This is a genomic window from Paracoccus versutus (assembly GCF_029909795.1).
Classification (GTDB): Bacteria; Pseudomonadota; Alphaproteobacteria; order Rhodobacterales; family Rhodobacteraceae; genus Paracoccus; species Paracoccus versutus.
Window position 1 is genome coordinate 515,707 of record NZ_CP038196.1, and the last position, 26,063, is coordinate 541,769.

Genomic DNA, 26,063 nt, shown 5'->3' on the forward strand with positions numbered 1-26,063 from the left:
GATATGACCCGCATTCCCGCCAAGGCTTTCCAGGGTGAGCCGCAGGACTACCGCAACTATATCGACGGCGCGTTCGTGGAGAGCGGCACCGGAGTAATCGAGGTGCTGAACCCCGCCAACGGCAGGCTTCTGGGCCGAATCCCCGACACGGGGCCGGACCAGGTCGATGCTGCCGTGAAGGCCGCCCGCCATGCGCAGGCCGGCTGGGAAAGGCTGCCCGCCATCGAGCGCGCGGGGTATCTGCGCCAGGTCTCGGCCAAGCTGCGCGAGCATCGCCTGGAGCTTGCCGACGTCATCGTCAAGGAGCAGGGCAAAGTGCGCGGCCTGGCCCAGGTCGAGGTCGATTTCACCGCCAATTACATCGACTACATGGCCGAATGGGCCCGCCGGATCGAGGGTGAGGTGCTGACCAGCGATCGCCCGAATGAAACCATGTTGCTGTTGCGCAAGCCCATCGGCGTGGTCGCGGGCATACTGCCCTGGAACTTTCCGTTCTTCCTGATCGCGCGCAAGATGGCGCCGGCACTGGTGACCGGCAATACCATCGTCATCAAACCCAGCGAGGAAACCCCGCTGAACGCTTATCTATTCGCCGAACTGCTGGCGGAAACGGACTTGCCGAAGGGGGTTTTCAACCTGATCGGCGGCCGTGGCGCGACAACCGGCGAGGCATTGGTGACCCATCCCGGCATCGACCTGATCACCTTTACCGGCAGCGTCGGCACGGGTGCGCATATCATGCAGGCGGCGGGCCGAAACCTGACCAAGGTCAATCTGGAACTGGGCGGCAAGGCTCCGGCCATCGTGCTGAAGGACGCCGATCTCGACCTGGCCGCGCAGGCGATTCATGCCTCGCGCGTGATCAACACCGGGCAAGTCTGCAATTGTGCCGAGCGGGTCTATGTCGAACGGTCCGTCCACGATGCGCTGGTCGAGAAGCTCGCGGCCTTGTTTCAGGAAACGCGCTATGGCGATCCTTCGGTCACGGATGATCTGGACATGGGCCCTCTGATCAATCGGGCCGGTCTGGACAAGGTGGCGGGCGCCGTCGACCGGGCATGCGAGCAGGGGGCGACCGTGGTAACAGGCGGCAAGCTCGCCGACCTGCCCGAGGGGTTCCATTACGAGCCGACGTTGATTACCGGGGTGAATGCCGAAATGGACATCATGCGCCGCGAGACCTTTGGTCCAGTTCTGCCGGTTCAACCGGTCGACAGTCTCGACGAAGCCATCGCATTGGCCAATGACAGCGAATATGGCCTGACCTCGTCCATCTATACCCGCGATCTGAATGCCGCGATGAAAGCGGCGCGCGAGTTGAAGTTTGGCGAGACTTATATCAACCGTGAGAATTTCGAGGCAATGCAGGGCTTCCACGCCGGCCGTCGCAAATCCGGCATCGGCGGGGCGGACGGCAAGCATGGATTGTATGAGTTTACCGTGACCCATACCGTCTATATCAAAGGATAAGCCGGCTCGCTTGCTGCCGTGGCCGAGACGCTCGCCGATGTGCCGGATGTTCATCCGAATATCGGCGGGCAACTGCAGCCATGATATCGTGCGCTTCGCCAAGGCGCTATGCACCCCCATCGGTGAGGTGGACGTCGCGTCCGGCGAGAAATGCGGGGAGGTTTATGCGGAGCTAAGCGGCGTGTCGATCGGCATCCTCGGTGTTGCGATGGAACAGGGGAGAACAGATCTTATGGCAGCAGGTGCTGCCAGCCCCCGCAACCAACACACAACCGAACCCATCCAGCCCGGGGACTATGTGCGGGCCTAGAGGTTACGGCATGGCTTCGGGGAGCAATCGCGTGGGTATTGTCGCCGACTGTCCATGTGACACCGGCGGGCTCCCGCTTTCGCAGTTCAGCAAGGACGCGAGTCCGTCCGCTTCCTGCGCTGTCCGGGGCTCTGCCCAATAGTCGCGGGTGGCGGCGAAGACATAGAGCAGGATGAAGCCAAGGATCGGCAGCACGTCCATCAACCCGGTCAGCTGGCTCGCATGGGTGTGGAACAGCCGCGATCCGACGCCGATCACGAACAGCACCGCCGCCAGCGCCCGACCCATCGCCATCTCTGGCCCGCGCAGCCGCGGCCAGAGAACAAGGGCGGCGATCAGGAAGGCGAGGTTCGTCATCGCGTTGATCGGCTCGGCCCAGTCGTCCGGGCCGGTCCGTTCGCAATAAGCCTCCACAGGGCAAGCCAGGTCATCGGAATCCTTCTGGACACAGGTCAGGATCCAGCTGTGCGGGGCGCAGCGCCCAACTGTCCGGCCGAAATGGAGGCCAGTTCACCCTAAAACGGCCCGTGCTTGCCAGAGGCTGACTTGCTTTATTGCGCGGCCAAGGGTTCAATTTCCAGCGCGGCGTAGAAGTTGGCCTCGGCTTCGGCGGGCGGGATGTTCCCGATCGGCTCCAGCAGAAGGCGGTTGTTGAACCAGTCAACCCATTCGAGCGTGGCGTATTCCGCCGCTTCGAAGCCGCGCCATGGTTCGCGCCGATGGATGACCTCGGCCTTGAACAGGCCGTTGATCGTCTCGGCCAGGGCTGCGAGCGATGCACGCGGCGAGTCGAGGTCCATGCCGGAACTGACAGTCGGATCAACCACCCACGCGGTTACGAACGAGAAGATCCCGGAGAGACCCTCGACATGGACGAACTGTCCGGATTTGCATCGGTCGGCACGCTCAACCTGCAAGCGTCGGCCGAAAAATGCGCGCCAGCAGTAATGTCCCGTGACAATCTGCCCGACATGGGCAGAATAAACGGGAGATGCCGTCCAAGCCGTGTTCGAGCCGTATCGGCGGGCTGCCCAAAATCTGAAAAGATCCGGCGACATTCATTAAAAGAACCAGCGCGGGGCGTGTCCGCGATGTTGCGGTGCCACGCGGTTTCTTCGTAGGATCGACCCGGAACGAGGGACAGCGCGGGCTGATCAGGGGGCCCTCCGGGCAACCGCTCCGGAGGCGTCACGCATCGACCCATGCAGCAGGATAGCGACTCATGACCACCGATTTTTCCCTCACACGGGCGATGTTCGACCTGCCCGAAGGGGTGATCTATCTGGACAGCAACTCTTTGGGGCCGCTGCCGCTTGCGGTGAAGGAACGGATGGGCCGCGTCGTCGGCGAGGAATGGGGCGGAATGCTGATCCGGGGCTGGAACGAGGCCGGCTGGATGGAGCAGCCCCGTCGCGTGGGCGACCGCATCGCCGGGCTGATTGGGGCTGAACCCGGCAGCGTGGTGATGGGCGACACGCTGTGGATCAAGGTCTATCAGGCGCTGGCCTCGGCCTTCGAGATGAACCCCTGCCGCCGCGTGGTTCTCTCGGACAACGGCAACTTCCCCTCTGACCTCTATATCGCGCAGGGGCTGGTCAGGACGCTGGGCCAGGGCTACGAGCTGCGCATCGCCGATCCCGAGGCCGTGCTGGACGCCATCGGCGAAACCGTCGCCGCGATCCTGATCACCGAGGTCGATTGCCGCACCGGGCGGCGCCACGACATGAAGGCGCTGACGGCGCGCGCGCATGAAAAGGGCGCGCTGGCGATCTGGAACCTGTCCCATTCGGCGGGCGCACTGCCGCTTCACGTCGCGGCCGAAGGCGCAGATTTCGCCGTCGGCTTCACGCCGCTGTATCTCAGCCATGACGATGTCAACCGCGCGGTCGATATCCTGGCGCGGATCATGGAGGAACGCCGCTGGGACCGGCCCGAATTCAAGGCGCGGGCGCGGGTGACATGATCCGCGCGCGCATCCTTCCCTGCGTCTGCCGCCCCTCGGGCTGGATCGCGCTGTGGCGGCGGATCGGGCAATGTGCCATTCTGGACCAGCGAGTCACTTTTCCCTGAGCATCCATTTCAGCGAAAAGAGAGAGCGAACATGAGTTACGATCCTTCCAGGGACGGCGCGCAGATGGATTTCCGCCAGCGCATGTCCTATGGCGACTATCTGCAAATCGACCAGATCCTGACCGCGCAGAAGCCGCTTTCGACCGCCCATGACGAGATGCTGTTCATCATCCAGCACCAGACCTCCGAATTGTGGATGAAACTGGCGCTGTATGAGGTGAACGGCGCGCGGGACATGATCGCCGCCGACCGCGCGCCCGAGGCGCTGAAGATGCTGTCGCGCGTCTCGCGCATCTTCGAGCAGTTGAACAACGCATGGGACATACTGCGCACCATGACCCCCTCGGAATATACCGAGTTCCGCGACGATCTGGGGCAGTCCTCGGGCTTCCAGTCGTGGCAATACCGGCTGATCGAATATGCTGTCGGCAACCGCAACCTCGCGATGCTGAAACCGCATGAACATCGACCGGACTTGCTGGAAAAGCTTAAGGCCGAACTGGCCCGCCCCTCGCTTTATGACGAGGTGCTGCGGCGTCTGGCGCGTGCCGGGCTACCAATCCCCGAAGAGGTTCTAAACCGGGACCTGTGGCAGGCATGGACATTCAACGAAGGTGTCATGGCGGTCTGGGCCGCCATCTATCGCAATCCGTCAAAATACTGGGAAGCCTATGAAGTCGCCGAAAAATTGGTCGATTTCGAGGATTACTTCCGCCGCTGGCGCTTCAACCACGTCACTACGGTCGAGCGCGTGATCGGCTTCAAGCGCGGCACCGGGGGCACGGCGGGAATCTCTTATCTCAAGCGGATGCTGGAGGTGGAACTGTTTCCCGAACTGTGGCGCGTGCGCACCGAGCTGTGAACCCGGCCCCCGGCCTGATTTCGCGCCGGGGCCAGCCCCTATCTCAAGCCTGCGTATCGGCGCCGATGCCGGAAGGCGCGGCCAGCTTGCGCGCCTCTTTGGGGGCAGGCCGAAATGGGTCTTGAAGGCGGTGGTGAGGCTGGCCTGGTGGTCGTAGCCCACCATATGCGCGATGGGGGCGATGGGGATGTCGGGATCGGCCAGCATCTTGGTCGAGTTGGTGCCAAGCTCGCGCGCCAGGTCGGCGATGGTTAGCCGCCCGCCGGCATCGTCGGACAGGATCTCTTGCGCGCGGGCGAACATGGCCAGTCTGCGCTCGGTGAAGGCGATCCCGCTGTTGCTGTCCACGGGATCGGCCTCCAGCGCCGCCGTGGTCAGCGACAGCAGTTCGAAGATGCGCGCCACCACCATCATCAGGTCGCGCTGGCTGTTGAATTCCAGCGCGAAGACGTCGCGCAGGGCGGTGACGATCTTGACCGTGGTCGCGGCCTCGACCAGTGCCATCGCGCCCGCCGCCGGGCGCATCAGCCGCTCTGCCCGGCTGCCGGGCTGCGCGCCGAAGCCGAAGCTGTCGGCCAACAGTTCGGGCCGGACATAGAGGCTGATCATGCGGAAGCGCCCCGGCAGGCAGCAGACGTCGTAGCTGACCCCCGGCGCCTGGTGGCAGGCCATGATGGTCGAGGCGGTCAGGCCGGGTTCCTCGGGGCGGGGCATGGCCAGTTCGACCGAGCCTTCCAGCAGGAAATGGAACTCGACCAGCCCTTCCGAGGGGACCTTCTCGAAGCGGGTCGAGACATAATCGCAATCGGTGACGATCATGTAGATCTCGTCGCCGATCGAGATCAGCTTCCAGCAGCCGGTGCCCTCGTCGGGGGGCAGATCGACACGGGTGAAGGCGATGTTCCAGCGACTGTCGATCCGGCGCAGATGGTTGCCGGGGCTTTGGGCGATGATCTCGAGGGCCGTGCGTATCGCGCTGCCCGGCCCGACAAGGGCGGCGCGGAACAGCCCCTTGGTATCGGGATGAATCACGATGCTGATTCCCGGAGGGCGGGATGACATGGCGGGGGGTCTCTAGACTGGCGGTGATTCCAGGCCGCCAGTCTAGGGGATGGGCCAATGGCTGGCGAGTGCGGCCAGAAGCGCCCCTTTCCGTCACGCCGCCGCGCCGCGCACCACGATGGCCTTCTTGCACAGGAAGCGCAGGAAGCCGCCATGGCCGTAACGGCTGCCGCCAAGGCCCGACGAGCCGAAGGCGGTCTTTTCGGCACGCGCGCCGACGCCCCTCATCGTGTCGAAATCGTTGATCCACATGCCGCCGGCATTGATGCGCTGGCCGACCGCGATGGCGGCATCCTCGTCGCCGATGATCGCCGCCGGCAGGCCGAATTCGGTGTCGTTGGCCAGTTGCACGGCCTCGTCCACGGTATCGAAGCTCATGATCGGCACGATGGGGCCGAAGGTCTCGTCGCGCATCACCGCCATGTCCTGCGTGACGTCGGCCAGCACGGTCGGTTCGCACCACAGCCCGCTTTCGTGGTCGATGATGCGGCCCCCGGTCGGGATGCGCGCGCCCTTGGCGACGGCGTTGTCAAGCTGGGCGCGCGGGATCTCGGCCTGGCGGGCGAAGATCACCGGGCCAAGTCTCCCTGCTTGATGTCCTGCATGCTCATGCCAAGCGCCTGCATCCGCGCGACCGTGCGTTTGGTCACCTGGTCGAGGATGCCGTGGTAGCCTCGCTCGATCGCGCAGCAAAGCCGGCCCGAGTTTTCCGTCGCGCCGCGGGTGATGATTTCCGCCGCCATGTCGGCATCGGCGCTGTCCAGCACAACCACCGGGTCGCTGCCGCCCAGTTCCAGGAAGGCGGTCTTGAACTGGCTGGCGGCGCGTGCCTGCACCTTACCTTGCGCCCGGTCGGGACCGAGCCGGTGAAGACTAGCGTGTCGGTCAGGTCCACGAGCCAGCCGCCGGTCTCGGCCCCGCCCTCGAACACGTCCAGCACGTCGCGCAGGTGTTCGACCTCGGCGATGGCCTTGCGGAAGGGGGCGATGAAGCGCGGCGTCCCCTCGCTGGGCTTGATCGCGACGGCGGAGCCCGCCAGCAGCGCGCAGATCGCGTCGATCATCGCCAGGATCAGCGGATAGTTCCAGGGCGAGATGATGCCGACCAGCTGATAGGGCACATATTGCTGCTGGAAGCGTAGGGCCGGGTCCGAGGAGTTGCCGGTCGCCTCGGCCATTGCCTCGGCGGCGGTGGCGCAACGCATGCGGGTGATGCCCTTCAGCCCCTCGATTTCGTTCACGGACCATTCATGCCGCCCGGTATCGGCGCAAAGCAGGTCCAGGATCGGCTGGTAATGGCGGTCCACCGCGTCGCACAGCGCCTCCATCGCGCGGATGCGGCCGTCAAGGCCGATCTCCAGCCATTTGGCCTGTCCGGCGTGCAGGGCTTCGGTGTGGGTGGTCAGGGCGGGCGGGTCCAGCGGCGTGATCTGGTAATCCACCTTGCCGCTGCGGGGATTGCGGAGTCGATGCTGTGGGTCATGGGAACTCCGGGGTCTCGTAAAGGCTGGTTTCGCCTGAACATGCGCGGGGCGGAGCTTTCGGGGAATGGCCCGGCGGCGCTTGGGGCGGATATCCAAAGGAAAAGGCCGGGCGGGCAAAATCGCCGCGCTGTATCCCGGCCCGGCGGCCGGGTTTACTGGCCGCAACCCTGTAACCCGCGAGGCCCATATGCAGAATTTCCTTCGTGATCTCGAATCCCGTGGCGAGTTGGCACGCGTCTCGCGGCAGGTCGATCCGCGCCACCAGTTCGCCGCCGTGACCCCCGCCGTGCAGCGCGCGGGCGAACATGCGGTGCTGTTCCAGGACGTGGCGGGGTTGGCGATGCCAGTGGTCTCGAACCTCTACGGCAACCATGGCCGGCTATGCCGGATGATCGGCGCCGGCGGCCACCTTCTGCAAGCGCTGGATCGAACTGACCGATGCCCGCCTTGCCGCGCGCGACACCGATGTGATGGTCCCGGCCACGGCCGGACAGGCCGGCGGCTTCGTCTCCGGCCAGCTGTCGGACCTGCCGGCGGTGACCTATCACGGTCGCGATGCCGGGCCTTACTTCACCTCGGCGATCTGCCTGGCGAAGGAGCCCGACAGCGGCGTGCCGAACCTGTCCTTCCGCCGCTCGATGCAGGTCAGCGATACCGAGTTGCGGGTGCGTCTTGGCGGCACCCACGACCTGACGCGCTATCAGAAGAAGGCCGAGGAACGCGGCGAGGCGCTGGAGGCCGCGCTGCTGCTGTCCTGCCCGCCGGAAATCTTCCTGTCGGCCTGCGCCTCCTTGCCCTATGAGGCGTCCGAACTGGTGATGGCGGCGCAGATCAAGGCCGAGAAGATCCCCATGCGGCGCTGCGAGACCATCGACCTCGAAGTGCCCGCCAGCGCCGATATCGTGGACGAGGGCCGCTTCCTGCCCCATATCAAGCGCCCCGAGGGGCCCTTCGGCGAGTTCATGGGCAATTACGTCGAGGTCGGTGACAATCACGTCCTTGAGATCACCCATGTCAGCTATCGCCCCGATGCGGTGCTGCATGGGTTGGTCTGCGGCAGTCCCGAGGACCTGCGCCCGCTGGAGGCCGTGACCGCCGCCCGCGTCTATCGCCATGTCGCGGCGCAGGTGCCCGGCGTCATCGACGTGTGCTGCTGCCCGAACAGGATGATTTCCATCGTGAAGATCAGGAAGGCCTATGAGGGCCATGTCCGGCATGTGTTCCTGTCGGCGCTGGGATCCTATCTGGACTACAACAAGGTGGTGATCGTGGTCGATGAGAACGTGGACAGCTACGATCTGGACGACGTGATGTGGGCTTACCTGACGCGCAGGCGGGCGGATACGCGGGCGATGATCCTGAACGACATTCCGGGCTTCTACCGCGATCCGAAGAAGGACCATTGGGGCAGGCTCTGCATCGACGCGACGATGCCCTGGAGGCGCGAGGCGGAGTTCGCCCGCAAATCTATCCCCGGTCAGGACGATATCAACCTGGCCGACTGGTTGACCCAGGAGGGCTGAAACCCAGAAAAGGAGGCGATCGATGCCCCAGCAGCTTTCAGTTATCGTGGTGGGCGCCGGGATTGCCGGACTGATCGCCGCCTGGCACCTGCGCCGTGCGGGATGGGAAGCTACGGTGATCGAGGCCTCGGATCGGCCGGGCGGCCGCGTCGGCGCGCGCGAGACGCGGGGCATCCGCTACAATACCGGGGCGCGGCTTCTCTATGTCTTCAGCAAGGATTTCAATCGCCTGCTGGATATCGGGCTGACCCCGGATCTGGTGCCGGTCCGCCACCTTGCCGCCGAATGCCACGGGCCGGACGAGGCATGGACAGTCGAGTTGATGCCCGGCCCGCGCTCGCTGAGGACGCCGGGGCTGACGATGGGGGACCGGCTACGCTTCCTGGCTGCGGGACCCGGATGCCGGCAGCGCGCTTCGCCACCAATCCGGACGACGCGACCTCGGCCCCCGCAGCGAATGGCGAGACGCTGGCTGCCCATGTCACCCGCCACCTCAGCCGCCGCGTGCTGGAGGGGATGGTGAACCCAGTCTTTCGCGGCACGCGGAGTTGGGATGCCGGCGCCACTTCGGCCGCCTTCTTCGCCACCACCATGCCCCATATGATCGGGCGCAGCACGGTGCATGTGCTGAAGGGCGGCATGAACAGCCTGGCTGCGGCGCTTTCGCGCGACCTGGTGCTGATGCTGAACACCCGCGCCCTACGGTTCGAGGCCCCGGCCAGCGGCCCGTGCCGGGTGGAGGTTGAGCGGGACGGCCAGGGCGAGACACTGGAAGCCGACCGGGTCGTCTGCGCGGTCGAGGGTGGGCATGCGAATGCGCTGGTTCCCGATCTCGCCCCCGAGGACCGTGATTTCATGGCGAAGGTGCGCGACAACCCGCCGGGGATGGTGCATGTCCGTCTGAACCGGCAGGTAGCGGCCCGGATGAATTTCTTCACGGATCGGGCAGGCGGCGCCATTGCCACCTACCAGAAAATCCCCGGCAACGAGGCGCAGGGCAGCCATCCGCAGCTTTACGCGCAGCTGATACCCGAGGCCAACCGCTGCGCCCGCGACGAGGGCATGACGGACCGCATCCACGAGATCGTGGCGAAGGATCTTCGCAGGCTCTATCCGACGCTGGATGCCGACCGGGTGGACCATCACAACCAATGGGTCGCCCGCATGCTGCCCGAGTTCTATCCCGGCTGCGCGGCCGAGGTCCGCCGCTTCCTGGATCGTCAGGCAGCGAGCCGAGGGCGGCTGCATTTCTGCTGCGACTATCTGGCGCAGGCGCTGGTTACCGGGGCGGCAGCCAGCGGCAAGGCAGCGGCCGGGCGGCTTGTGGCGCAGGGTGCATAGACCATCGTCGAAACCCTTGCGTCCGATCGCGCAAGGATTGCCCAGTGGCGTGCCCCGCGCCCGTGGATAGCTTTCGGGCAGAATATGTCATCATGCCCGGATCGGGCATCCGAAACGGCGCCCCTTCCGAGGATTTCGCAGGCTATGCCAAGGCGGTAATCGACGGGATGACGATCCATGTCTCAGGGACGCTGGGGCAGGGTGAGGACGGGCAACCGCCCGATGACGCAGGCCAGCAGGCCCGCAACGCGCTGGCCAGCATCGACAAGGCGCTGAAACAGGCCGGATCGGGACTAACCGATGCCGTGGCCTGCCGGGTCTATATCACCGATGCCCCCTGGCTGGGCGAGGTGTTCCGCGACATACGCCCCACCAACACGATGCTGATCTGCCAGATCCCCACCCAGGGCGCCAAGGTTGAGATCGAGATCACCGCCTCGCGCGCGGGCTGAGGCGGTGGCCGCCCCAAGCGTCTGGTTGTCGGCATTTCGGGTGCCTCAGCGTAATCTACGGTATTCGCCTGCTGGAGATCCTGCAAGGCAGCGGGATCGAGACGCATCTGGTCATGATCCGCGCCGCCGAGATCACGCTGGCGCATGAGACCCGGCGCAAGCTGGCCGAGGTCCATGCGTCGGCCGATCACGTCCATTCCGCGACCGACATTGCCGCCCCGGTGTCCAGTGGGTCGTTTCGCACCATGGGGATGGTGGTCGCGCCGTGTTCCATTCGCTCGATGGCGGAAATCGCAGGGGGCGTGACCTCGGGGCTGCTCAGCCGGGCGGCGGATGTCATGTTGAAGGAACGCCGCCGCCTAGTGCTGATGGTCCGCGAGACGCCGCTGCATACCGGCCATCTGCGGACCATGACCGCCTTGTCCGAGATGGGCCGATCATCGTCCCGCCGGTCCCGGCCTTCTACGCCCGGCCCCGAACGCTGGAGGGCATGATCGACCACACGCTTGGCAGGGTGCTGGACCTGTTCGATATCGAGACCGAAGGCCTGGTCAGGCGCTGGAAGGAATAGCTTTTCGCATAGCCTGTCAATGGCAGGCCACTGAGACACACCACTGAGCGAACCGGCCCGCACCGGAAAGCCAGTCAGGCAGTCGCGGCCCGATGCAGCAGGGCGATATCCGCGTCCGGTAGCGCGGCGGTCCCGGCGAGGATGCGCAATCCCTGCGCGAAATCGCCGTTCCCTGCCGGAATCCGTGCGGCGAACCATTCCGCGATCATCCCGGCTTGCACTTTTTCCGCCGCCAGTTCGACCTGCTTCAGCCGGCCGCGGAGGGCTTCGCGTTCGGCTTCCGGCAGATGGGCGACGGGCTCGCGCAGATCGACCCGCAGCGCCCGCAGCGGCAGGACGGTGCGGCCGCGCCACTCGGCCATATGGTCGCGCAGGGCGTCCAGTTCGGTCGCGGTCAGCGGCGCGTCCTGCCGGGCAAGGGCATGGCAATGCGCGATCAGTAGCATCACATCCGTCCCGCCCTCGGCCTGCCGGCGCAGACACAGCGGCGCGATGCCAGGCTGCGCGTAGAAGGCCAGCGCGGAGGACCAGAGGTCCGGCCTTCCGGTTTTCTTGGTTTTCTTGTCGTCCATGCCTGTTCAGCCTTCATGGTATTGGCCACATTCTGGCTCGGAACGGAGACTGCGATGACCCTTCCTCTCAACGACCGGCTTGCGGTCCTGTGCGTCGATAAGGCTGTTGTCCGGCATCGTTTTTCCCGGCTGGGCGCGGGAATGCGCCATGCCCATCATGATGGGGCGGATCGGCGTGCACGTCAGCGGCAGGGCGGCGGGATATTGTGGACAGAGGCGCGCCCCATGCGAATCTTGGGGATAACCCGCACGGCCAAACAAGGAGGGGCTCCGGGTTGAGGCGATGAGCAAGGTTCACAAAAGGAGAAAATCTGCACACCTCCCTCCTGGAAAGCCGTTGGACCGTTGGGCCAGGCTGAGCAACGCAGGGCCGCGCAGGTGAGAGCTGCAGCAGCAACCCGCCGGTCCAATGGTCAACAGGTCCGACGGACCAAGCCCATGGTCGACTTATAAGCCCAAGAGGTTGCAGGTAGGTCGCAAGCGGTGAAGGGCCGTTCACAATCGGCATTGATGCGTCAAGATTGCGTGTGATGGGAGCTCGATCCGATTACGGGCGGAGTTTATACGGCAACGATGACGAGGGCTTTTAACCATTTCGCAGCTGCCGTATCAACGTCGCAAGAACTTCTTGCGGATGGCTTCGCCCGGATCGAACCCAATTCGTTCGGAGGCGATCAGGCAGGGATGATGCGATGAACGACTTTTGGCGGATCGGTTTGCTCTTCTCTCGAAGTGGCCCGACCGGACTGCCCGAAAGCGAACATGCATTGGGCGTTCGACTGGCCGTGAACGAACTCAACCGCGATGGAGGGATCCTCGGCCGCTTGGTCGAGATTGCGGAACATGATCCCGCAGGTGATCCCAATGCCTTCAGGCAGCATGCCGAAAGGATGATGACAGCCGAGGGCATCTCGGTCATCTTCGGCTGCCACACCTCGGATACGCGCAAGATCGTCTCGCGCTCGGTCGAGCGCCGCAACGGATTGTTGTGGTATCCGGCAAGCTATGAGGGCTTCGAATATTCGCCGAACATTCTCTATACAGGCCCCGTTGCCAATCAATGCATCTTTCCTCTGGCCGACTACCTGGTCGCCGAGCATGGCGGAAAGGGTTTCCTGGTCGGATGCGACTATATTTTCCCGCGTGAAACCAATCGCGTCATGCGGGATCTGATCGAGGCGCGGCGGGGACAGGTCGTCGGGGAAAGCTATCTGCCGATAATGGCCTCGCGCAATGAGATCCAGAAGGTTCTGATCGAGATCCGCAGACTTCAACCGGAATTCGTCTTTTCGACCCTGGTGGGCGAAACCGGCCAGGAATTCGCGCGGCTGTATCAGGATGCTGGGCTGGATCTTGGCGGAACACGCCCGATTGGCGGTATTTCCCTGACCGAGTGCGAGCTTGCGCGCATCGGAGCCGAGCGAGCCGAGGGGATCGTCACGGCCTCGTCCTATTTCTCTTCTCTGAAGAGCGATCAGAATGACCGTTTCCTGGCGAGTCTGCGCAAGAGCTTTGGCGATGATCGTCCTGTCAGCGGCTGGGCGGCTGCCTCATACAGCCAGGCGCGGATGTTTGGTCATGCGCTGGAACTGACCCAATCGATCGACACGGATCACTTGCTTCAGGTACTGCACGGGATGGCGTTTGACGCACCGGATGGGCCCGTATTGATCGACCCGGACAACAACCATGCCTGGATGACGCCGAGGATCGGGCGGGCCAATGCAAATGGCGCGTTCGATATCGTCTGGTCGGCAAGTGAGCTTGTCCGGCCGGATCCCTATCTTGCCAATTCTCCGGTTGCCCCGGTTCGGACCGATGAAGGTGTTGCGTGAGCCGGGGCGGAAACCATGTGGTCGAGATGCTGCGCGACCTGCGGGTGGCTGTCATTCACGCACCCGATCAGGATCGCGATGCCCTGGTCGGCCAGTTGCGCCGCATCGGCTGTCAGGTTCTGCCGGTCTGGCCCCTGCCCGACATGCCGCCGCGGGGGGTGGACCTGATCTTTCTCAGCCTGGATCATCGCTTTCAGCCCACGAAAAGCTGGGCCGTGGATGAAGATGCCCCCGCTGTCATCGCGATCCTGGAATACGAGAACCCGGTGATCCTGAAAGCCCTTGTGGACACCGGCGTCCATGGCGTGCTGGTCAAGCCCCTGCGGCCCGCGGGCGTCCTGTCCACGCTGACGCTGGGGCGCTGGCTTCATGGATACCATCGGCGGCTGGAGGCAAAGGTCCGCAAGCTGGAAGAGACCATAAAGGCGCAACGCGACATATCGAAGGCCGCCCGTATTCTTGCGGAGGTGAAAGGCGTGCCGGAATCGGATGCATTCGAAACCATTCGCGCGCAAGCGACGCGGCGGCGTATCTCGATGGCCGATGTCGCTGCAAGCATCATCAATGCGCAGGATGTGCTGAAAGACATGTCAAAGGATATCTAGCCTGCTCGCATTCGCGGCAGTTTCCGTCTCGGGCAGGATTATCCGAAGCACCAAATTGACTTTGAGCCGCATGGGGGCGTGATTTGGATCACGGCGCCCGGCAGGCCGCCTTCTCGACATATCTGGCTGGCAAGCCTCTGTTCCATTGCGCACCCCACCGGGGGCGATGGCAGAGGCTTTTTGCGTATTGGATGCCGCTGGGCGGCAGTGGAAGAATGGCTGAAAAACACGAAGAAAAGCTCATGATCGCCTGCCTGCAATTCGAGCCGCGCTTTGGCGAGGTCGCGGACAACCGGGCGCGCAGCATCGCGATGATCGAGCAGGCCGCGGATGCGGGGGCAAGGATCGTGATCCTGCCCGAGCTGGTGATCTCGGGCTATATGTTTCAAAGCAGGGCCGAGGCCTTTGCCCTTGCGGAACCGATCCCCGACGGTCCCAGCACGATCGCCTGGGCCGAGGTCGCCGCCCGCAGAAAGCTGTTCCTGGTGGCAGGAATTGCCGAGCGCGAGGGGGATCGGCTCTATAACAGCGCGGTCGTCATTGGGCCGGACGGGGTGCTGGGGGTCTATCGCAAGCTGCATCTCTGGGCGGACGAGAACCTCTGGTTCGAGGCGGGCAATCTGGGCCTGCCGGTTTTCTCTACTCCCCATGGCCGCATCGGCGTGGCGATCTGCTATGACGGATGGTTCCCCGAGGTGTTCCGGCTGGCCGCCGTCGAAGGAGCGGATCTGGTCTGCGTGCCGACCAACTGGGTGCCGATTCCGGGGCAGGCCGAGGGCCGGGGGCCCATGGCGAACATCCTTCACATGGCCGCCGCGCACAGCAACTCCATGGTGATCGCCTGTGCCGACCGGGTCGGGACCGAACGTGGTCAGCCCTTTGTCGGCCACAGCCTGATCGTCGGCCATACCGGCTGGCCCGTCGCGGGTCCGGCCAGCGGTGACAGCGAGGAAATCGTTCTGGCCGAGGTCGACCTTTCGGCCGCGCGGCGCGCGCGCAACTGGAACAGCTTCAACCACCCGCTCCGCGACAGGCGAACGGACATCTATGCCGAACGACTGGGAGCAAAGCCATCGGACCGGCGCCCATAATGCGCTGCAACAGGGGAAAACGACATGAAAATCCGTGAACTTCTTCTTGGACTCGGGATGGGCCTTGCCTGTGCCGTTTCCGCACAGGCCGAGGAAACCATCAGGATCGGTATTCCGGTCGGGCTCAGCGGCGCGAACAGCGTTGTCGCGCCATCGGTGGTGCAGGCGTCGGAACTGGCCGTGGACCAGATCAACGCGAAGGGCGGCGTGCTTGGACGTCGGCTGGAACTGGTGATCGCGGATGACGGCTCGGGTGCGCAGGGCGCGCAACGCGCCTATGACAGCCTGGTCTTCCAGCAGAAGGTCGATGCCATCGTCGCAATGGAGACCAGCGCCGCGCGCAATGCCGGCCTGCCCATCGTGAACCGCGGCAAGGTCCCTCTCATCTATACCTCGTTCTACGAGGGCCGGTCCTGCTCGCCCTGGATGCATATCAACGCGTGGGTTCCCGAACAGCAGGTCGCCCCCATCGTCGATCAGTTCATGGACGAGATGGGCGCCAAAAAGTTCTTCCTGATCGGCAGCGACTACGCCTTTGGCCGGGGGATGCTGGAATTCACCCGCGAATATGTCGAATCCAAGGGCGGCACGGTCGTCGGAGAGGAATATCTGCCGATGGACGGCTCGGACTGGACGGCCATCATCTCGCAGATGCGGTCCGCCAGTCCCGATGCGCTGATCACCTCGACCGCGGGCGGTGCGCCCAATGTCACCCTGACCAAGCAGCTTCGCGCCACCGGCGTGGACATTCCCTATGGCAACTACGCCATCGACGAAGGGACCGCCGCCACGATGGGGACGGATGCCGAGGGCATCTATATCGCTGCCTCCTACATCACCGGCATCGATTCCGCCGCGAACAAGGCGTTCCTGGAGGCACTGAACGCCAAGTTCGGAGCCAAGGCCGAAACCCCGAGCGAATTGTCCGTCCCGCAATACGAAGGCATCCTCGCCTATGCCGCCGCGGTCGAGAAAGCCGGCTCGACCGATGCCGAAAAGGTGGTCGAAGCGTTGGGCGAGGTGACCGTGGACGGCCCGCGCGGCTCGATCACCATGAACAAGCAGCGCCACTCGCCGCTGACCATGTATCTGGGTCGTGTCGCGGCCGACGGATCGGTCGAGGTGATCAAGTCCTTCCCCGACGTGGATCCGGGCGAGCAGTGCCCGCAGCTCGCCGGTTGACCCCTGAATGATGCGGGGCGTGCCCCGCATCCCTTTCCGACAAGAGCGCAAGATGGCTATTCTCGTCCTCGACATACTGACGACCGCCGCGATCCTGTTTGCGGTATCGGCTGGCCTGCTGATCATCCTCGGGGTGATGAAGCTGATCAACTTCGCCCATGGTGTCAACGGCGGAGTAAAACCCGGCCACGCGGCGGCGCAAAAGTCTGCCAGTTAGCGGCACAAGCACGGAACGTCGGGAGGGCGTAGCCCGACCAGAGTTCCGTGCTTGTGCCGTTGGTATTTTTTGAAAGGGGTCAGCCGGCCTTTCGGGCGCGGCTTTGGGCGAGACGATAGCTCTGGCCATTCATTTCGAGAATGCTGACGTGGTGGGTCAGCCTGTCGAGAAGCGCGCCGGTGAGGCGTTCGGAGCCGAATGTCTCGGTCCATTCGTCAAAAGGCAGATTGCTGGTGATCAGGGTCGATCCGCGCTCGTAGCGTTGCGAGATCAGTTCGAACAGCAGCTCGGCGCCGGTCTTCGACAGCGGCACGAAGCCGAGTTCATCGATGATGAGCAGCTTGTATCCTGCCATCTGCTTCTGGAAGCGCAGCAGGCGGCGCTCGTCGCGGGCCTCCATCATCTCGCTGACCAGGGCCGCGGCGGTGGTGAAGCCGACGGACAGGCCCTTCTGGCAGGCGGCCAGACCAAGGCCGAGCGAGATGTGCGTCTTGCCCGTGCCACTGGGGCCGAGAGCAATAATGTTCTCGCGCCGCTCGATCCATTCGCACCGGGCCAGTTCCAGCACCTGCATCTTGTTGAGCTTCGGGATGGCCGTGAAGTCGAAGCTGTCCAGGCTTTTGACGGCCGGGAACCTGGCGGCCTTGATGCGCCGCTCGACCATCCGCCGTTCCCGGTCGATCAGTTCCAGTTCGACGAGCCGGGCGAGATATCGGACATGGTCCACGCCTTCCGCCGCACATTGCCGGGCCAGTTTCTGGTGTTCTCGCAGGAAGGTCGGCAGTTTCAGCGCCTTGAGGTGATGGGCAAGCAGGATTTCCGGGGCGTCGCTCATGCCACGCCCTCCGCATTGACAGACAGCAGCCGCATGTAGGAGCGGGCCTCGGTCTTCTCGACCGTTGCCCTGGGCAGGTAGGGATAGCAGTCCAGATCCAGCCGGGGTGGCCGGCGCTCCACCCGGCACAACAAGAGATGCTTCACCGCATCGAAGCCGATCGCCCCCATCTGCAGCGCCTGCCTCACGGCCGCATGCAGATCGGCCAGATCGAAGGTTTCCAGAAGCCGCAGGACCTGGACATATTCGCGTCGGCCGTGCCGGTTCATCCGTGCCTCCATCAGCCGGCGCAGGGTGGCGAACTCCTCTGGCAGGTCCCAGTCCTGCAATGGTGCCGCCTGATCCAACGCATTGATCTTCTGCTCGATCAGCGGAAGGTAATGGAGCGGGTCGAAGACGATCTCGTCGCGATCCCAGCACCGGGGATGGCGGGCGATCACTTCGCCCCGGCAGCCGATCACCACCTCATGGATATAGCCCCGGATCCAGACATCCTGATGGCCGTAGGCGACGGGCACCGAGTAATCGTTGGTCTTGTAGCGCACCAGCGATTGCGACGACACGCGGCCGGTCGCCTGATCGCAGGCATCAAAGGGCGCCGCCGGGAGCGGGCGCATCGCGGCGAGATCGCGCTGCAGTCGCTCGCCGATCGTTTCGCTCTCGCCGCGAAGGACATCGTGCTGACGCCGCTTGCAGCGCTCCTCCAGCCAGAGGTTGAATTCTTCCCAACTGGCGAACTCAGGCATCGGCACCATGAAGTTGCGGCGGCAATAGCCCACCAGGCCTTCGACATTGCCTTTGTCGTTCCCCTTGCCAGGGCGGCCATAGCGATCCCGGATCAGGTAATGCGACAGAAACCCGCTGAACAGCGCCGCCCGCTTGCGGGTGCCATCCGGCAGGATCTTCGCCACCAGGCAGCGGTCATTGTCGTAGACGATCGACTGCGGAACCGCCCCAAAAAAGGCAAAGGCATGGACATGACCGTCCACCCAGGCCTCGGCAACCGCCGCCGGATAGGCACGGACGTAGCAGGCGTCGCTATGCGGCAAGTCCAGCACGAAGAAATGCGCCTTCTGTTCGACACCTCCGATCCGAACCATTGCCTCGCCGAAGTCGGCCTGCGCGTGTCCTGGGGGATGCGCCAGCGGCACGAACACCTCCTGGCCCCGCCGCTCACGTTCCCGGATATAATCCTTGATGATCGTGTAGCCGCCGGTGAAACCGCATTCTTCGCGCAGACGGTCAAACACACGCTTCGCCGTATGCCGCTGCTTGCGCGGCATGGTCCGGTCCGCCTCCAGCCAACCCTCGATGATCGGGATGAACGGATCGAGCTTCGGGCGCCTGACCTCGGCCGTCCGCCGGTAGCCCGGAGGAACCGAGAACGTCATCATCTTTGCGACCGTGTCGCGCGATATGTTGAATGTCGTCGCCGCCTGACGCTGGCTCATACCAGCAGCACAGGCCTGACGAACCTTGAGATAGAGTTCCACGCTGTAGATCCTCCCATCCTCCCTGCAGCCGCAGAAAGGGAAAAGGTGGACGACTTTTACGCCGCCCGCAGCAGCACCATGCCGCCGCTAACGTGGACTAATTTCGCACCGCCATTCTCAGGCGGGCTGGTGATCGAGCGCGTGATCGTGCGCCCGCTCTATGATCGTCCTCTGGACGCGATCCTTGCCACCTGGGGACTTGGCATCGTGATTGGGCAACTGATCACGCTGGGCTTCGGCCGTGGCGTGCAGTTTGCACCGAACCCGATCAGCGGCACGACGGAACTGTTCGGCGTGGACTATTCGGCTTATCGCCTTGCGGTCGCGGTCATCGCCGTGCTTCTGGTCGTGGCATTGAGCGCGCTGCTGAAGTTGACCCGCTTCGGCCTGAACGCCCGCGCGGTCATCATGAACGAAAGACTGGCGCGCGGGCTTGGCATCGACAGCACCCGCGTGCGTGCGCTGACCTTTGGGCTGGGCGCAGCCCTTGCCTGCGCCGCCGGCGCGCTGATCACGCCGCTGATATCGGTCGATCCGAACATGGGGCTGCCCTGGCTGGTCAACAGCTTCATGCTGGTGATGGTCGCGGGCGTATCCTTTCCCAGTCTCCTCGTCGCCTCGCTGATCCTGGGCGGGGCGCAGGTCGTCGTCAGCACTTATGCGAACCCGATTCTGGGCGGCATGACCATCGTGGTCGCAGCCGCGCTGGTTCTGCGCATCAGTCCCAAAGGATTCAGTCGTGCGTGACATTTCCGCCGCCATCACAACCCGGTTCCGCGTGGCGGCGACCGGCTGCATCATCGGCCTGCTGGTCGTGGCCGTCGCGCCCTGGCTGCTGGACACCTACCTGACCAATATCCTCATCCGAACGCTGTTTCTGGCCACGGTCGTCATGACTGTGGACATCCTCTGGGGTTCGGTCGGAATCCTGACCTTCGGCCAGTCCGCCTTCTTCGGCATCGGGGCCTATGCCTGCGGATTGATCTTTACCCATTACGGCTTCGGTCCAGGCTGGGCGCTGGCCGGACTTGCCCTGGGGATCGGCGTTGCGGCGGTCGTCGCCACCGCGACCGGCTGGCTGGCCTTCTTTCACGGTTCGTCGCCGCTTTACGCCTCGATCATCACGCTGGCCTTGCCGATCGTCCTGACGCAGGTGATCTTTTCTGGCGGCAACTTTACCGGCTCTTCCAGCGGATTGTCGGGCTTTCCCACCTATTATTGGGATCTGAGGATCTGGTTCTGGACCGCGGGGACATTCCTTGTGCTGACGACCACCGCCGCCTGGCTGCTGGTCCGCAGCGACTTTGGACGCGTGATGGTCGCCATCCGCGAGAACGAGGAACGCTGTGCCTATCTTGGTATCCCGGTGTCGCGCATAAAGATCATGCTGATGATCGCTTCGGCGGTGATCGCCTCGGCTGCGGGCTTCGGCTATGCCGCGTTCTCGAACGTCGTTGCGCCCGAACTGGCAAGCTTCCAGCTTGGTACCGAATTCCTGATCTGGACGGCACTGGGCGGGCGCGGAACGCTGCTGGGTCCGATATTCGCGGCGCTTGGCATCGACACCATGTCTTCGTGGCTGTCGGGAACGATGCCCTTTCTGTGGAAGCTGCTGATCGGCGTCGTCTTCGTGGCGGTCATCGTCCTTCTGCCGCGTGGCTTCGCGCCTCTTGTCGGCGGCCTGTTTCGCCGGATCCTGCCGGTCCGCACGGCCGGCGTGCCGGCCCGTGTCCTTGTCCCCGACACGCGCAGCCGCCTGGGGCAGGGGGCGGACGACCAGAAACCTCCGCTGAGGATCGAGCATCTGTCGCGCCGCTACGGCAGCCTCAGCGTGCTGACTGACGTGACCATGACCGGACGGGCCAGTCACCTGCTGGGCATCATCGGGCCGAACGGGGCGGGCAAGACGACGCTGATGCGCTGCATCAGCGACGGCAGCGAACGTAGCGGCGGAAAGGTCGAGATCAACGGTGCCGAGATCGGACGCGGCGCGCCGCAAGACATCGTGGCGTTGGGCGTCGGCCGCAGCTTTCAGAACACCAATCTTTTCGACACGCTGACCGTCGCCGATTGCCTGCTGCTTGCCCGCTACCGGATCGACGGCGCCCGGCTGTTTCGCAGCGGCGTCGGCATCGCCCTGCCGGAACCCGCGCTGGACATCCTGCGCGCCACCGGGCTGGATCAGCGGCTGGCGGATGAGACGGGCAACCTGTCCCACGGCATGAAGCGCGGGCTGGAGCTTGCGATGGTGCTGGCGACCGAGCCGTCGGTGCTTTTGCTGGACGAGCCGACCGCCGGGCTGACCAGGCCCGAGCGCATGGTGATCGGCAAGGTGCTGGGCCGCCTGACGCGCGACTACGGCCTGTGCATCGTCCTGATCGAACATGACCTGGATTTCGTGCGCGAGATCAGCGACCGCGTGGTCGTGCTGCATCAGGGCTCGATCCTGATGGAGGGCACCGTGGACGAGGTCGTTTCCTCGGAGCTGGTCAGGTCCGTCTATGCCGGGCATCATGTGGAGGCCGCGCAATGAGCACGCCCCTTCTGACTGTCGATGCGCTGACCAGCGGCTACGGTTCCGCAGCGGTGTTGCACGATGTTTCCTTGCAGGTGGACAGGGCCCGGATCGTGGCGATCCTCGGCAAGAACGGCATGGGCAAATCGACGCTGCTGAAAACCATCATGGGTTTCGTGCGTCCCATCAGCGGCCGCATCACCCTTGACGGCAGGGACGTGACCGGTGCCGCACCGAACTTCATGGCTCGTGCCGGGATGGCGCACGCACCGCAGGAACATACGCTGTTCCAGGATCTGACGGTCGGGGACAACCTGCGCCTAGGGGTGGCGACGGATCGGCTGTTCCGGCAATGCCTGCCCGAGGTCGAGGCGGTCTTTCCGCGGATGATCGAACGGCTGGGCCAGCGTGCGGGCACCCTGTCGGGCGGCGAACAGAAGATGCTGCTGATGTCGCGGGCGCTGATTGCCCGGCCGAAAATCATGCTGGTCGATGAGATCAGCGAGGGTTTGCAGCCCACGATGGTCGACCGCATCGCCCAGGCGCTGCTTCGCGCCCGCGACGAGCTGGGCATCGCCGTCCTGCTGGTCGAGCAGCATCTGGATTTCGCGCTGTCGGTTGCCGATCGGGTGGCGATGATGAAGCTGGGCGAGATCGTCGAGGAGGGCACGCGGCAGGAACTTGCCGCCAGTGACGGGCTTGCCGCCCATCTTGCGGTGTGACGCCATGCGCCTGACCCCGCGTGAGACCGACCGGCTGCTTTTGTTCCAGGCGGCCCAGCTTGCCCGCCTGCGCCGAGCGAACGGCCTGTCCCTGACCGAACCCGAGGCGCGCGCCCTGATCGCGGATACGATCTGCGAAGGCGCGCGTGCGGGGGGCACGGTCGCGGATATGGTTGCGCTCGGCTCCTCGGCCCTGACCGAGGACGACGTGATGCCCGGCGTGGCCGAGATGGTCCCGGTCGTCATGGTCGAGGCCCTGTTTCCCGACGGCCAGAAGCTTGTCTGCGTGCATGACCCCATCGCGCCGGGCAAGCGGTCCTCGGATGCCCTGCCGCCGCGCTGGCGAACGGGGACCGAGCCGGTAGAGGTCAATAGCGGCCGCGCCACCCTGCGGCTGCGCGTGGTCAGCACCGCCGACCGGCCGATCCAGATCGGGTCGCATTATCACTTTTTCGAAGTCAATCCCGCGCTGCATTTCGACCGGCAGGCGGCCTATGGCTTTCGGCTGGACATCCCCTCGGCGACGACGCTGCGCTTCGAGCCCGGCGACAGCCGCGACGTGGATCTGGTGGCCATCGGCGGCGCGCGCATCGTGCATGGGCTTGCGGGGTTGGTCGATGGTCCGCTGGACGATCCCGGCATCCGCAGCGCCGCCATGGCGCGTCTCGCCGCGTTTCTGGAGGGCTGAGCGTGGCTTGCAGCATCGAAAGAAGCCGCTACCTGCAACTCTACGGACCGACGACCGGCGATTGCGTGCGGCTGGGCGACACGGGCCTGTGGGCGAAGGTCGAACGGGATCTGTGCGTGGGTGGCGATGAGCTGGTGTTCGGTGCCGGCAAGACCCTGCGCGCCGGAACCGGCTGCGACGGGGCGCTGACCGCTGCCGAGGGCATGCCCGACCTGATCGTGACGAATGCCCTGGTCATCGACGCCGTGACCGGGATCTTCAAGGCGGATATCGGCATCCGCAAGGGTCGCATCATCGGGATCGGCAAGGCCGGCGATCCCAACATCATGGACGGCGTGACGCCGGGCCTGACCGTGGGCGTGAACACGGACGTTCGCGCGGCCGAGGGGTTGATCGTCACCGCGGGCGGCATCGACTGCCATGTGCATTTCATCGACCCCGGCCAGGTGGACGAGGCGCTTTGCGCGGGCGTCACCACAATGATGGGCGGTGGGTTGGGCCCGACGACGGTGCCCATCGCCTCGACCGGGACCACCAACCTTGGGCTGATGCTGCAGGCGGCCGAGGCGTTCCCGATGAATTTCGGCTTCATCGCCAAGGCCGCCTCGCATCGGGTCGAGCCGCTGCTGGAACAGCTTGCCGCCGGGGCGGCGGGGCTGAAGATCCATGAGGACTGGGGTGCAAGTCCGGCGGTGATCGACGCGGCGCTGAAGGCGGCCGGGATCGGGGGCGGCCAGATCCAGCTGCACAGCGACACGTTGAACGAATCGGGTTTCGTGGAACACACGATCCGCGCCATCGGCGACCGCGGCATCCACGCCTATCATGTCGAGGGTGCGGGCGGCGGTCATGCGCCCGACATCATCCGCATCTGCGGGCGCGACAATGTCCTGCCTTCCTCGACCAACCCGACGAACCCGTTCACGATCAATACGTTCGACGAACACTTCGACATGGCAATGACCAGCCATCACCTCAATCCCCGCCTGCCCGAGGATGTGGCCTTCGCCGAAAGCCGCATCCGGCGCGAGACGATAGGGGCCGAGGACGTCCTGCACGATCTGGGCGCGATCAGCGCCATCGGCTCGGACAGCCAGGGCATGGGCCGGATCGGCGAGACCATCGCGCGCACCTGGCAACTGGCGGAACATATGCGCGACCTGCGCGGCAGCCTGGACGAGGATCGCGGCACCGGCGCCGACAACTTCCGTATCCGCCGCTATGTGGCGAAATACACGGTCAATCCGGCGCTGATGTTCGGCATCGGCCACGAGGTCGGCTCGATCGCGGTCGGCATGCTGGCCGACCTGGTTTTCTGGCGCCCGGACAGCTTCGGGGTCAAGCCGGAGCTGGTCTTGAAGGCGGGCTTCCCGGTTTGGGCGCCGCTGGGCGAGGCCAACGCCTCGTTGATGGCATGCGAGCCGGTCCGCTATCGCCCGATGTGGGGCTGTTTCGGGCGCGCTCCGCAAAGCCTTGGCCTGCGTTTCGTTGCGCCGGCGGCGGTCGGGAACGGCCTTGCCGAGCGGCTGGACCTGCGCGCAAGGCTTTCAGCCGTCTCGGACACGCGGGCGCTGCGCAAGCGCGACATGGTGCTGAACGACGCGCTGCCCGACATCGCCGTCGATCCCGAAAGCTTCCAGGTCCGCATCAACGGCGAGGTGGCGGACAGCCCCCCGGCAGAACGTGTTTCGCTGGGCCAAGGATACATGCTGAAATGAGACGGAGGATGACATGGCGGCGGTGAGGATCGGAATCGGCGGCCCGGTCGGATGCGGCAAGACCCGGTTGGTCGAACGCTTGCTGCCGATCTGCCAGGACGAGGGCGTATCGGTCGCCGTGATCACGAACGATCTGGTGACTGCCGAGGATGCCGAACGGGTCCGCCGTTCCGGCCTGATCGACCCCGACCGGGTGCTGGGCGTCGAAAGCGGGGCCTGCCCGCACACGGCGATCCGCGAGGATCCTTCGGTGAACATCGAGGCGGCGGAATATCTGGAAAGCCGCTTTTCCCCCGACCTGATCCTGATCGAAAGCGGTGGAGACAACCTGGCCGCGACCTTTTCCAGCGAGTTGGTGGATTGGTGGGCGTTCGTCATCGACGTCTCGGCTGGCGACGACATTCCGCGCAAGCGGGGCCTGGGTGTCCTGCGTGCCGACCTGCTGATCGTGAACAAGATCGACCTGGCCCCGCATGTCGATGCCGATCTGGACCGGATCCGGCAGGACGTCGCCGCCGCGCGGCCGGGTCGCCCCTCGCTCTTCACCGATCTGCGCCGGGATCGGGGCGTGCGCCCGGTTTTCGACGAGATCGCCCGATCCGCGCTGTTCCACAGGATCGCCGAATGAACGAGGGGCATCTGTCGCTGCATCTGGTCCGGGATGGCGGGGGCCGGACCCGGCTTGCCCGCCGGCGGCAATGCTATCCCCTGACGACGACGGCGGTCCTGCCCCTTGCTGAAGAGGACACGGCGCTGATCTATGTCCAGAATGCCGCGGGATCGGTCTTCGGCGGCGACAGGCTGTCGGTCGATATCCGGCTGGATGAGGGGGCGGAACTCTGCCTCTCGACACCCGCCGCGACGCGGTTGCAGGGGGACGTCCTCTCGGTGCAGACGACCCGTATTTCCGTGGCGCGGAACGGTTTTCTGGAATCCGTGCCGGACATGGTCATCCCCCATGCAGGGGCCTGCCATCACCAGATTACCCGGTTGGCGATGGAAAGGGATGCGAGTGCGATCCTTCTGGACAGCATGGCGCCGGGCCGTGTGGCGCGGGGCGAGCGGCACGACTATGCCCTTGTCCTGCTGCGGCTGGTCGTGACGTGCGAGGGCCGCGACATCCTGATCGACGGCGCGCGCTTCTGCCCCGCAGAGGCCGATCCCGCCCTGGCAGGCGCCTTGGGCGAAGAGGGCTATGTCGGAACGCTTTTTGCCCTGAGCGCGCAGGTGGATTCCGTGGCTCTGGCCGCCGACATCGCTGCTTCGCTTGACGGCACGCAGGGGGCCTTCGGCGGCGCGGCCCCGCTGGCATCGGGTTACGGCGTCGTCGCGCGCTTTCTTGCCGCGGATGCTCCAGCATTGCGCGCGGCCAGCCACCGGGCCTGGGACGCGGCAAGGCGCCGGATGAGGAACCGTCCGGCGCCTGTCCTTAGAAAATGAAGGAAA

General features: G+C 64.8%; 21 protein-coding genes and 8 pseudogenes. 21 read left to right on the top strand and 8 right to left on the bottom strand.

What is annotated here, in order from left to right; all coding sequences use genetic code 11:
• Positions 1-3: 3 nt before the first annotated feature.
• Entirely contained in the window at positions 4-1,470 is a 1,467-nt protein-coding gene (gene aldA / locus E3U25_RS02465) for an aldehyde dehydrogenase (protein ID WP_116221726.1), read from the top strand.
• A gap of 451 nt (positions 1,471-1,921) precedes the next feature.
• Here aldA and E3U25_RS02470 read toward each other — a convergent pair.
• Positions 1,922-2,206, bottom strand: a pseudogene (locus E3U25_RS02470) (ceramidase domain-containing protein); the annotation flags it as partial.
• A 125-nt stretch (positions 2,207-2,331) separates the two neighbouring features.
• Positions 2,332-2,604 (bottom strand): annotated as a pseudogene (locus tag E3U25_RS02475) (IS3 family transposase); the annotation flags it as partial.
• Positions 2,605-3,002: 398 nt separating this feature from the next.
• On the opposite strand from E3U25_RS02475, the pseudogene E3U25_RS02480 reads away from it, so the two are divergent.
• Both E3U25_RS02480 and kynA read left to right on the top strand, forming a co-directional pair.
• A pseudogene (locus E3U25_RS02480) lies at positions 3,003-3,644 on the top strand (kynureninase); the annotation flags it as partial.
• Positions 3,645-3,881: 237 nt separating this feature from the next.
• A complete protein-coding gene (kynA, locus tag E3U25_RS02485; protein ID WP_116221292.1) occupies positions 3,882-4,712 on the top strand; it encodes a tryptophan 2,3-dioxygenase in 831 nt (276 codons plus the stop codon).
• 1,155 nt (positions 4,713-5,867) lie between these two features.
• Here kynA and E3U25_RS02490 read toward each other — a convergent pair.
• The 3 genes and pseudogenes from E3U25_RS02490 to E3U25_RS02495 form a co-directional block, all read right to left on the bottom strand.
• Positions 5,868-6,467: an aldehyde dehydrogenase family protein gene (locus E3U25_RS02490; RefSeq protein ID WP_116221291.1), complete on the bottom strand. Its 600-nt coding sequence runs from the start codon at positions 6,465-6,467 to the stop codon at positions 5,868-5,870.
• Positions 6,443-6,610: pseudogene (locus E3U25_RS24970) on the bottom strand (aldehyde dehydrogenase family protein); the annotation flags it as partial. The gene E3U25_RS02490 and the pseudogene E3U25_RS24970, both read right to left, overlap by 25 nt.
• Before the next feature lie 11 nt (positions 6,611-6,621).
• Positions 6,622-7,422, bottom strand: a pseudogene (locus E3U25_RS02495) (aldehyde dehydrogenase family protein); the annotation flags it as partial.
• 22 nt (positions 7,423-7,444) lie between these two features.
• Here E3U25_RS02495 and E3U25_RS02500 point away from each other — a divergent pair.
• The 6 genes and pseudogenes from E3U25_RS02500 to E3U25_RS02525 all read left to right on the top strand — a co-directional run.
• A pseudogene (locus tag E3U25_RS02500) lies at positions 7,445-7,597 on the top strand (UbiD family decarboxylase); the annotation flags it as partial.
• Between the two features lie 130 nt (positions 7,598-7,727).
• Complete coding sequence (locus E3U25_RS02505) at positions 7,728-8,780, top strand: UbiD family decarboxylase domain-containing protein (protein WP_181180832.1); 1,053 nt, start codon at positions 7,728-7,730, stop codon at positions 8,778-8,780.
• Between the two features lie 22 nt (positions 8,781-8,802).
• Positions 8,803-9,303 carry an FAD-dependent oxidoreductase gene (locus E3U25_RS02510; RefSeq protein ID WP_116221290.1) on the top strand — a complete coding sequence of 167 codons (501 nt, stop codon included), beginning with the start codon at positions 8,803-8,805 and terminating at the stop codon, positions 9,301-9,303.
• A complete protein-coding gene (locus tag E3U25_RS02515; RefSeq protein ID WP_244295124.1) occupies positions 9,297-10,121 on the top strand; it encodes an FAD-dependent oxidoreductase in 825 nt (274 codons plus the stop codon). The genes E3U25_RS02510 and E3U25_RS02515 overlap by 7 nt, the downstream gene beginning before the upstream one ends.
• A 92-nt stretch (positions 10,122-10,213) precedes the next feature.
• The gene (locus E3U25_RS02520; protein ID WP_116221723.1) at positions 10,214-10,573 is read left to right on the top strand and encodes a Rid family hydrolase; all 360 of its coding nucleotides are present in this window, start codon (positions 10,214-10,216) and stop codon (positions 10,571-10,573) included.
• A 21-nt stretch (positions 10,574-10,594) separates the two neighbouring features.
• Positions 10,595-11,144: pseudogene (locus tag E3U25_RS02525) on the top strand (UbiX family flavin prenyltransferase).
• 74 nt (positions 11,145-11,218) lie between these two features.
• Here E3U25_RS02525 and E3U25_RS02530 read toward each other — a convergent pair.
• The gene (locus tag E3U25_RS02530) at positions 11,219-11,716 is read right to left on the bottom strand and encodes a TIGR02444 family protein (RefSeq protein ID WP_116221288.1); all 498 of its coding nucleotides are present in this window, start codon (positions 11,714-11,716) and stop codon (positions 11,219-11,221) included.
• 692 nt (positions 11,717-12,408) lie between these two features.
• Here E3U25_RS02530 and E3U25_RS02535 point away from each other — a divergent pair.
• The 5 genes and pseudogenes from E3U25_RS02535 to E3U25_RS02555 form a co-directional block, all read left to right on the top strand.
• Entirely contained in the window at positions 12,409-13,551 is a 1,143-nt protein-coding gene (locus E3U25_RS02535; RefSeq protein ID WP_116221287.1) for a transporter substrate-binding domain-containing protein, read from the top strand.
• A 26-nt stretch (positions 13,552-13,577) separates the two neighbouring features.
• Complete coding sequence (locus E3U25_RS02540; RefSeq protein ID WP_062564128.1) at positions 13,578-14,156, top strand: ANTAR domain-containing response regulator; 579 nt, start codon at positions 13,578-13,580, stop codon at positions 14,154-14,156.
• Between the two features lie 215 nt (positions 14,157-14,371).
• The gene (locus tag E3U25_RS02545) at positions 14,372-15,247 is read left to right on the top strand and encodes a nitrilase family protein (protein ID WP_116221286.1); all 876 of its coding nucleotides are present in this window, start codon (positions 14,372-14,374) and stop codon (positions 15,245-15,247) included.
• Between the two features lie 24 nt (positions 15,248-15,271).
• Positions 15,272-16,429 carry a substrate-binding protein gene (locus tag E3U25_RS02550; protein ID WP_062564120.1) on the top strand — a complete coding sequence of 386 codons (1,158 nt, stop codon included), beginning with the start codon at positions 15,272-15,274 and terminating at the stop codon, positions 16,427-16,429.
• A 52-nt stretch (positions 16,430-16,481) separates the two neighbouring features.
• A pseudogene (locus E3U25_RS02555) lies at positions 16,482-16,592 on the top strand (branched-chain amino acid ABC transporter permease); the annotation flags it as partial.
• A gap of 133 nt (positions 16,593-16,725) precedes the next feature.
• Here the strand turns inward: E3U25_RS02555 and istB are convergent.
• Positions 16,726-17,481: an IS21-like element ISPve1 family helper ATPase IstB gene (istB, locus tag E3U25_RS02560; protein ID WP_116220987.1), complete on the bottom strand. Its 756-nt coding sequence runs from the start codon at positions 17,479-17,481 to the stop codon at positions 16,726-16,728.
• Positions 17,478-18,974, bottom strand: coding sequence for an IS21-like element ISPve1 family transposase (istA, locus tag E3U25_RS02565; protein WP_116220988.1), 1,497 nt, complete (start codon positions 18,972-18,974; stop codon positions 17,478-17,480). Before istA ends, istB begins: the two co-directional genes overlap by 4 nt.
• A gap of 78 nt (positions 18,975-19,052) precedes the next feature.
• On the opposite strand from istA, the gene E3U25_RS02570 reads away from it, so the two are divergent.
• From E3U25_RS02570 to E3U25_RS02600, 7 genes are read left to right on the top strand one after another with little or no spacing between them, the layout of a single operon-like run.
• Positions 19,053-19,721, top strand: coding sequence for a branched-chain amino acid ABC transporter permease (locus tag E3U25_RS02570; protein WP_208861585.1), 669 nt, complete (start codon positions 19,053-19,055; stop codon positions 19,719-19,721).
• The gene (locus tag E3U25_RS02575) at positions 19,714-21,507 is read left to right on the top strand and encodes a branched-chain amino acid ABC transporter ATP-binding protein/permease (RefSeq protein WP_208861534.1); all 1,794 of its coding nucleotides are present in this window, start codon (positions 19,714-19,716) and stop codon (positions 21,505-21,507) included. Before E3U25_RS02570 ends, E3U25_RS02575 begins: the two co-directional genes overlap by 8 nt.
• Positions 21,504-22,211 (top strand): ABC transporter ATP-binding protein, encoded by a 708-nt coding sequence (locus tag E3U25_RS02580; RefSeq protein ID WP_062564121.1) that lies wholly within the window; start codon positions 21,504-21,506, stop codon positions 22,209-22,211. Before E3U25_RS02575 ends, E3U25_RS02580 begins: the two co-directional genes overlap by 4 nt.
• A 4-nt stretch (positions 22,212-22,215) precedes the next feature.
• Entirely contained in the window at positions 22,216-22,899 is a 684-nt protein-coding gene (locus tag E3U25_RS02585; protein WP_116221285.1) for an urease subunit beta, read from the top strand.
• Positions 22,900-22,901: 2 nt separating this feature from the next.
• Positions 22,902-24,617, top strand: coding sequence for an urease subunit alpha (gene ureC / locus E3U25_RS02590; RefSeq protein ID WP_062564123.1), 1,716 nt, complete (start codon positions 22,902-22,904; stop codon positions 24,615-24,617).
• 13 nt (positions 24,618-24,630) lie between these two features.
• Positions 24,631-25,245, top strand: coding sequence for an urease accessory protein UreG (ureG, locus tag E3U25_RS02595; protein ID WP_036752934.1), 615 nt, complete (start codon positions 24,631-24,633; stop codon positions 25,243-25,245).
• Complete coding sequence (locus E3U25_RS02600; RefSeq protein ID WP_036752936.1) at positions 25,242-26,057, top strand: urease accessory protein UreD; 816 nt, start codon at positions 25,242-25,244, stop codon at positions 26,055-26,057. The genes ureG and E3U25_RS02600 overlap by 4 nt, the downstream gene beginning before the upstream one ends.
• Positions 26,058-26,063 lie beyond the last annotated feature (6 nt).

Excerpts from the sequence above, each read along its gene's own strand:
- aldA (WP_116221726.1), top strand. The coding sequence starts at position 4 with ATGACCCGCATTCCCGCCAAGGCTTTCCAGGGTGAGCCGCAGGACTAC.
- kynA (WP_116221292.1), top strand. The coding sequence starts at position 3,882 with ATGAGTTACGATCCTTCCAGGGACGGCGCGCAGATGGATTTCCGCCAG.
- E3U25_RS02505 (WP_181180832.1), top strand. The coding sequence starts at position 7,728 with ATGGTCCCGGCCACGGCCGGACAGGCCGGCGGCTTCGTCTCCGGCCAG.
- E3U25_RS02510 (WP_116221290.1), top strand. The coding sequence starts at position 8,803 with ATGCCCCAGCAGCTTTCAGTTATCGTGGTGGGCGCCGGGATTGCCGGA.
- E3U25_RS02515 (WP_244295124.1), top strand. The coding sequence starts at position 9,297 with ATGGTGAACCCAGTCTTTCGCGGCACGCGGAGTTGGGATGCCGGCGCC.
- E3U25_RS02520 (WP_116221723.1), top strand. The coding sequence starts at position 10,214 with ATGCCCGGATCGGGCATCCGAAACGGCGCCCCTTCCGAGGATTTCGCA.
- E3U25_RS02530 (WP_116221288.1), bottom strand. The coding sequence starts at position 11,716 with ATGGACGACAAGAAAACCAAGAAAACCGGAAGGCCGGACCTCTGGTCC.
- E3U25_RS02535 (WP_116221287.1), top strand. The coding sequence starts at position 12,409 with ATGAACGACTTTTGGCGGATCGGTTTGCTCTTCTCTCGAAGTGGCCCG.
- E3U25_RS02540 (WP_062564128.1), top strand. The coding sequence starts at position 13,578 with ATGCTGCGCGACCTGCGGGTGGCTGTCATTCACGCACCCGATCAGGAT.
- E3U25_RS02545 (WP_116221286.1), top strand. The coding sequence starts at position 14,372 with ATGGCTGAAAAACACGAAGAAAAGCTCATGATCGCCTGCCTGCAATTC.
- E3U25_RS02550 (WP_062564120.1), top strand. The coding sequence starts at position 15,272 with ATGAAAATCCGTGAACTTCTTCTTGGACTCGGGATGGGCCTTGCCTGT.
- istB (WP_116220987.1), bottom strand. The coding sequence starts at position 17,481 with ATGAGCGACGCCCCGGAAATCCTGCTTGCCCATCACCTCAAGGCGCTG.
- E3U25_RS02570 (WP_208861585.1), top strand. The coding sequence starts at position 19,053 with ATGCCGCCGCTAACGTGGACTAATTTCGCACCGCCATTCTCAGGCGGG.
- E3U25_RS02580 (WP_062564121.1), top strand. The coding sequence starts at position 21,504 with ATGAGCACGCCCCTTCTGACTGTCGATGCGCTGACCAGCGGCTACGGT.
- E3U25_RS02585 (WP_116221285.1), top strand. The coding sequence starts at position 22,216 with ATGCGCCTGACCCCGCGTGAGACCGACCGGCTGCTTTTGTTCCAGGCG.
- ureG (WP_036752934.1), top strand. The coding sequence starts at position 24,631 with ATGGCGGCGGTGAGGATCGGAATCGGCGGCCCGGTCGGATGCGGCAAG.
- E3U25_RS02600 (WP_036752936.1), top strand. The coding sequence starts at position 25,242 with ATGAACGAGGGGCATCTGTCGCTGCATCTGGTCCGGGATGGCGGGGGC.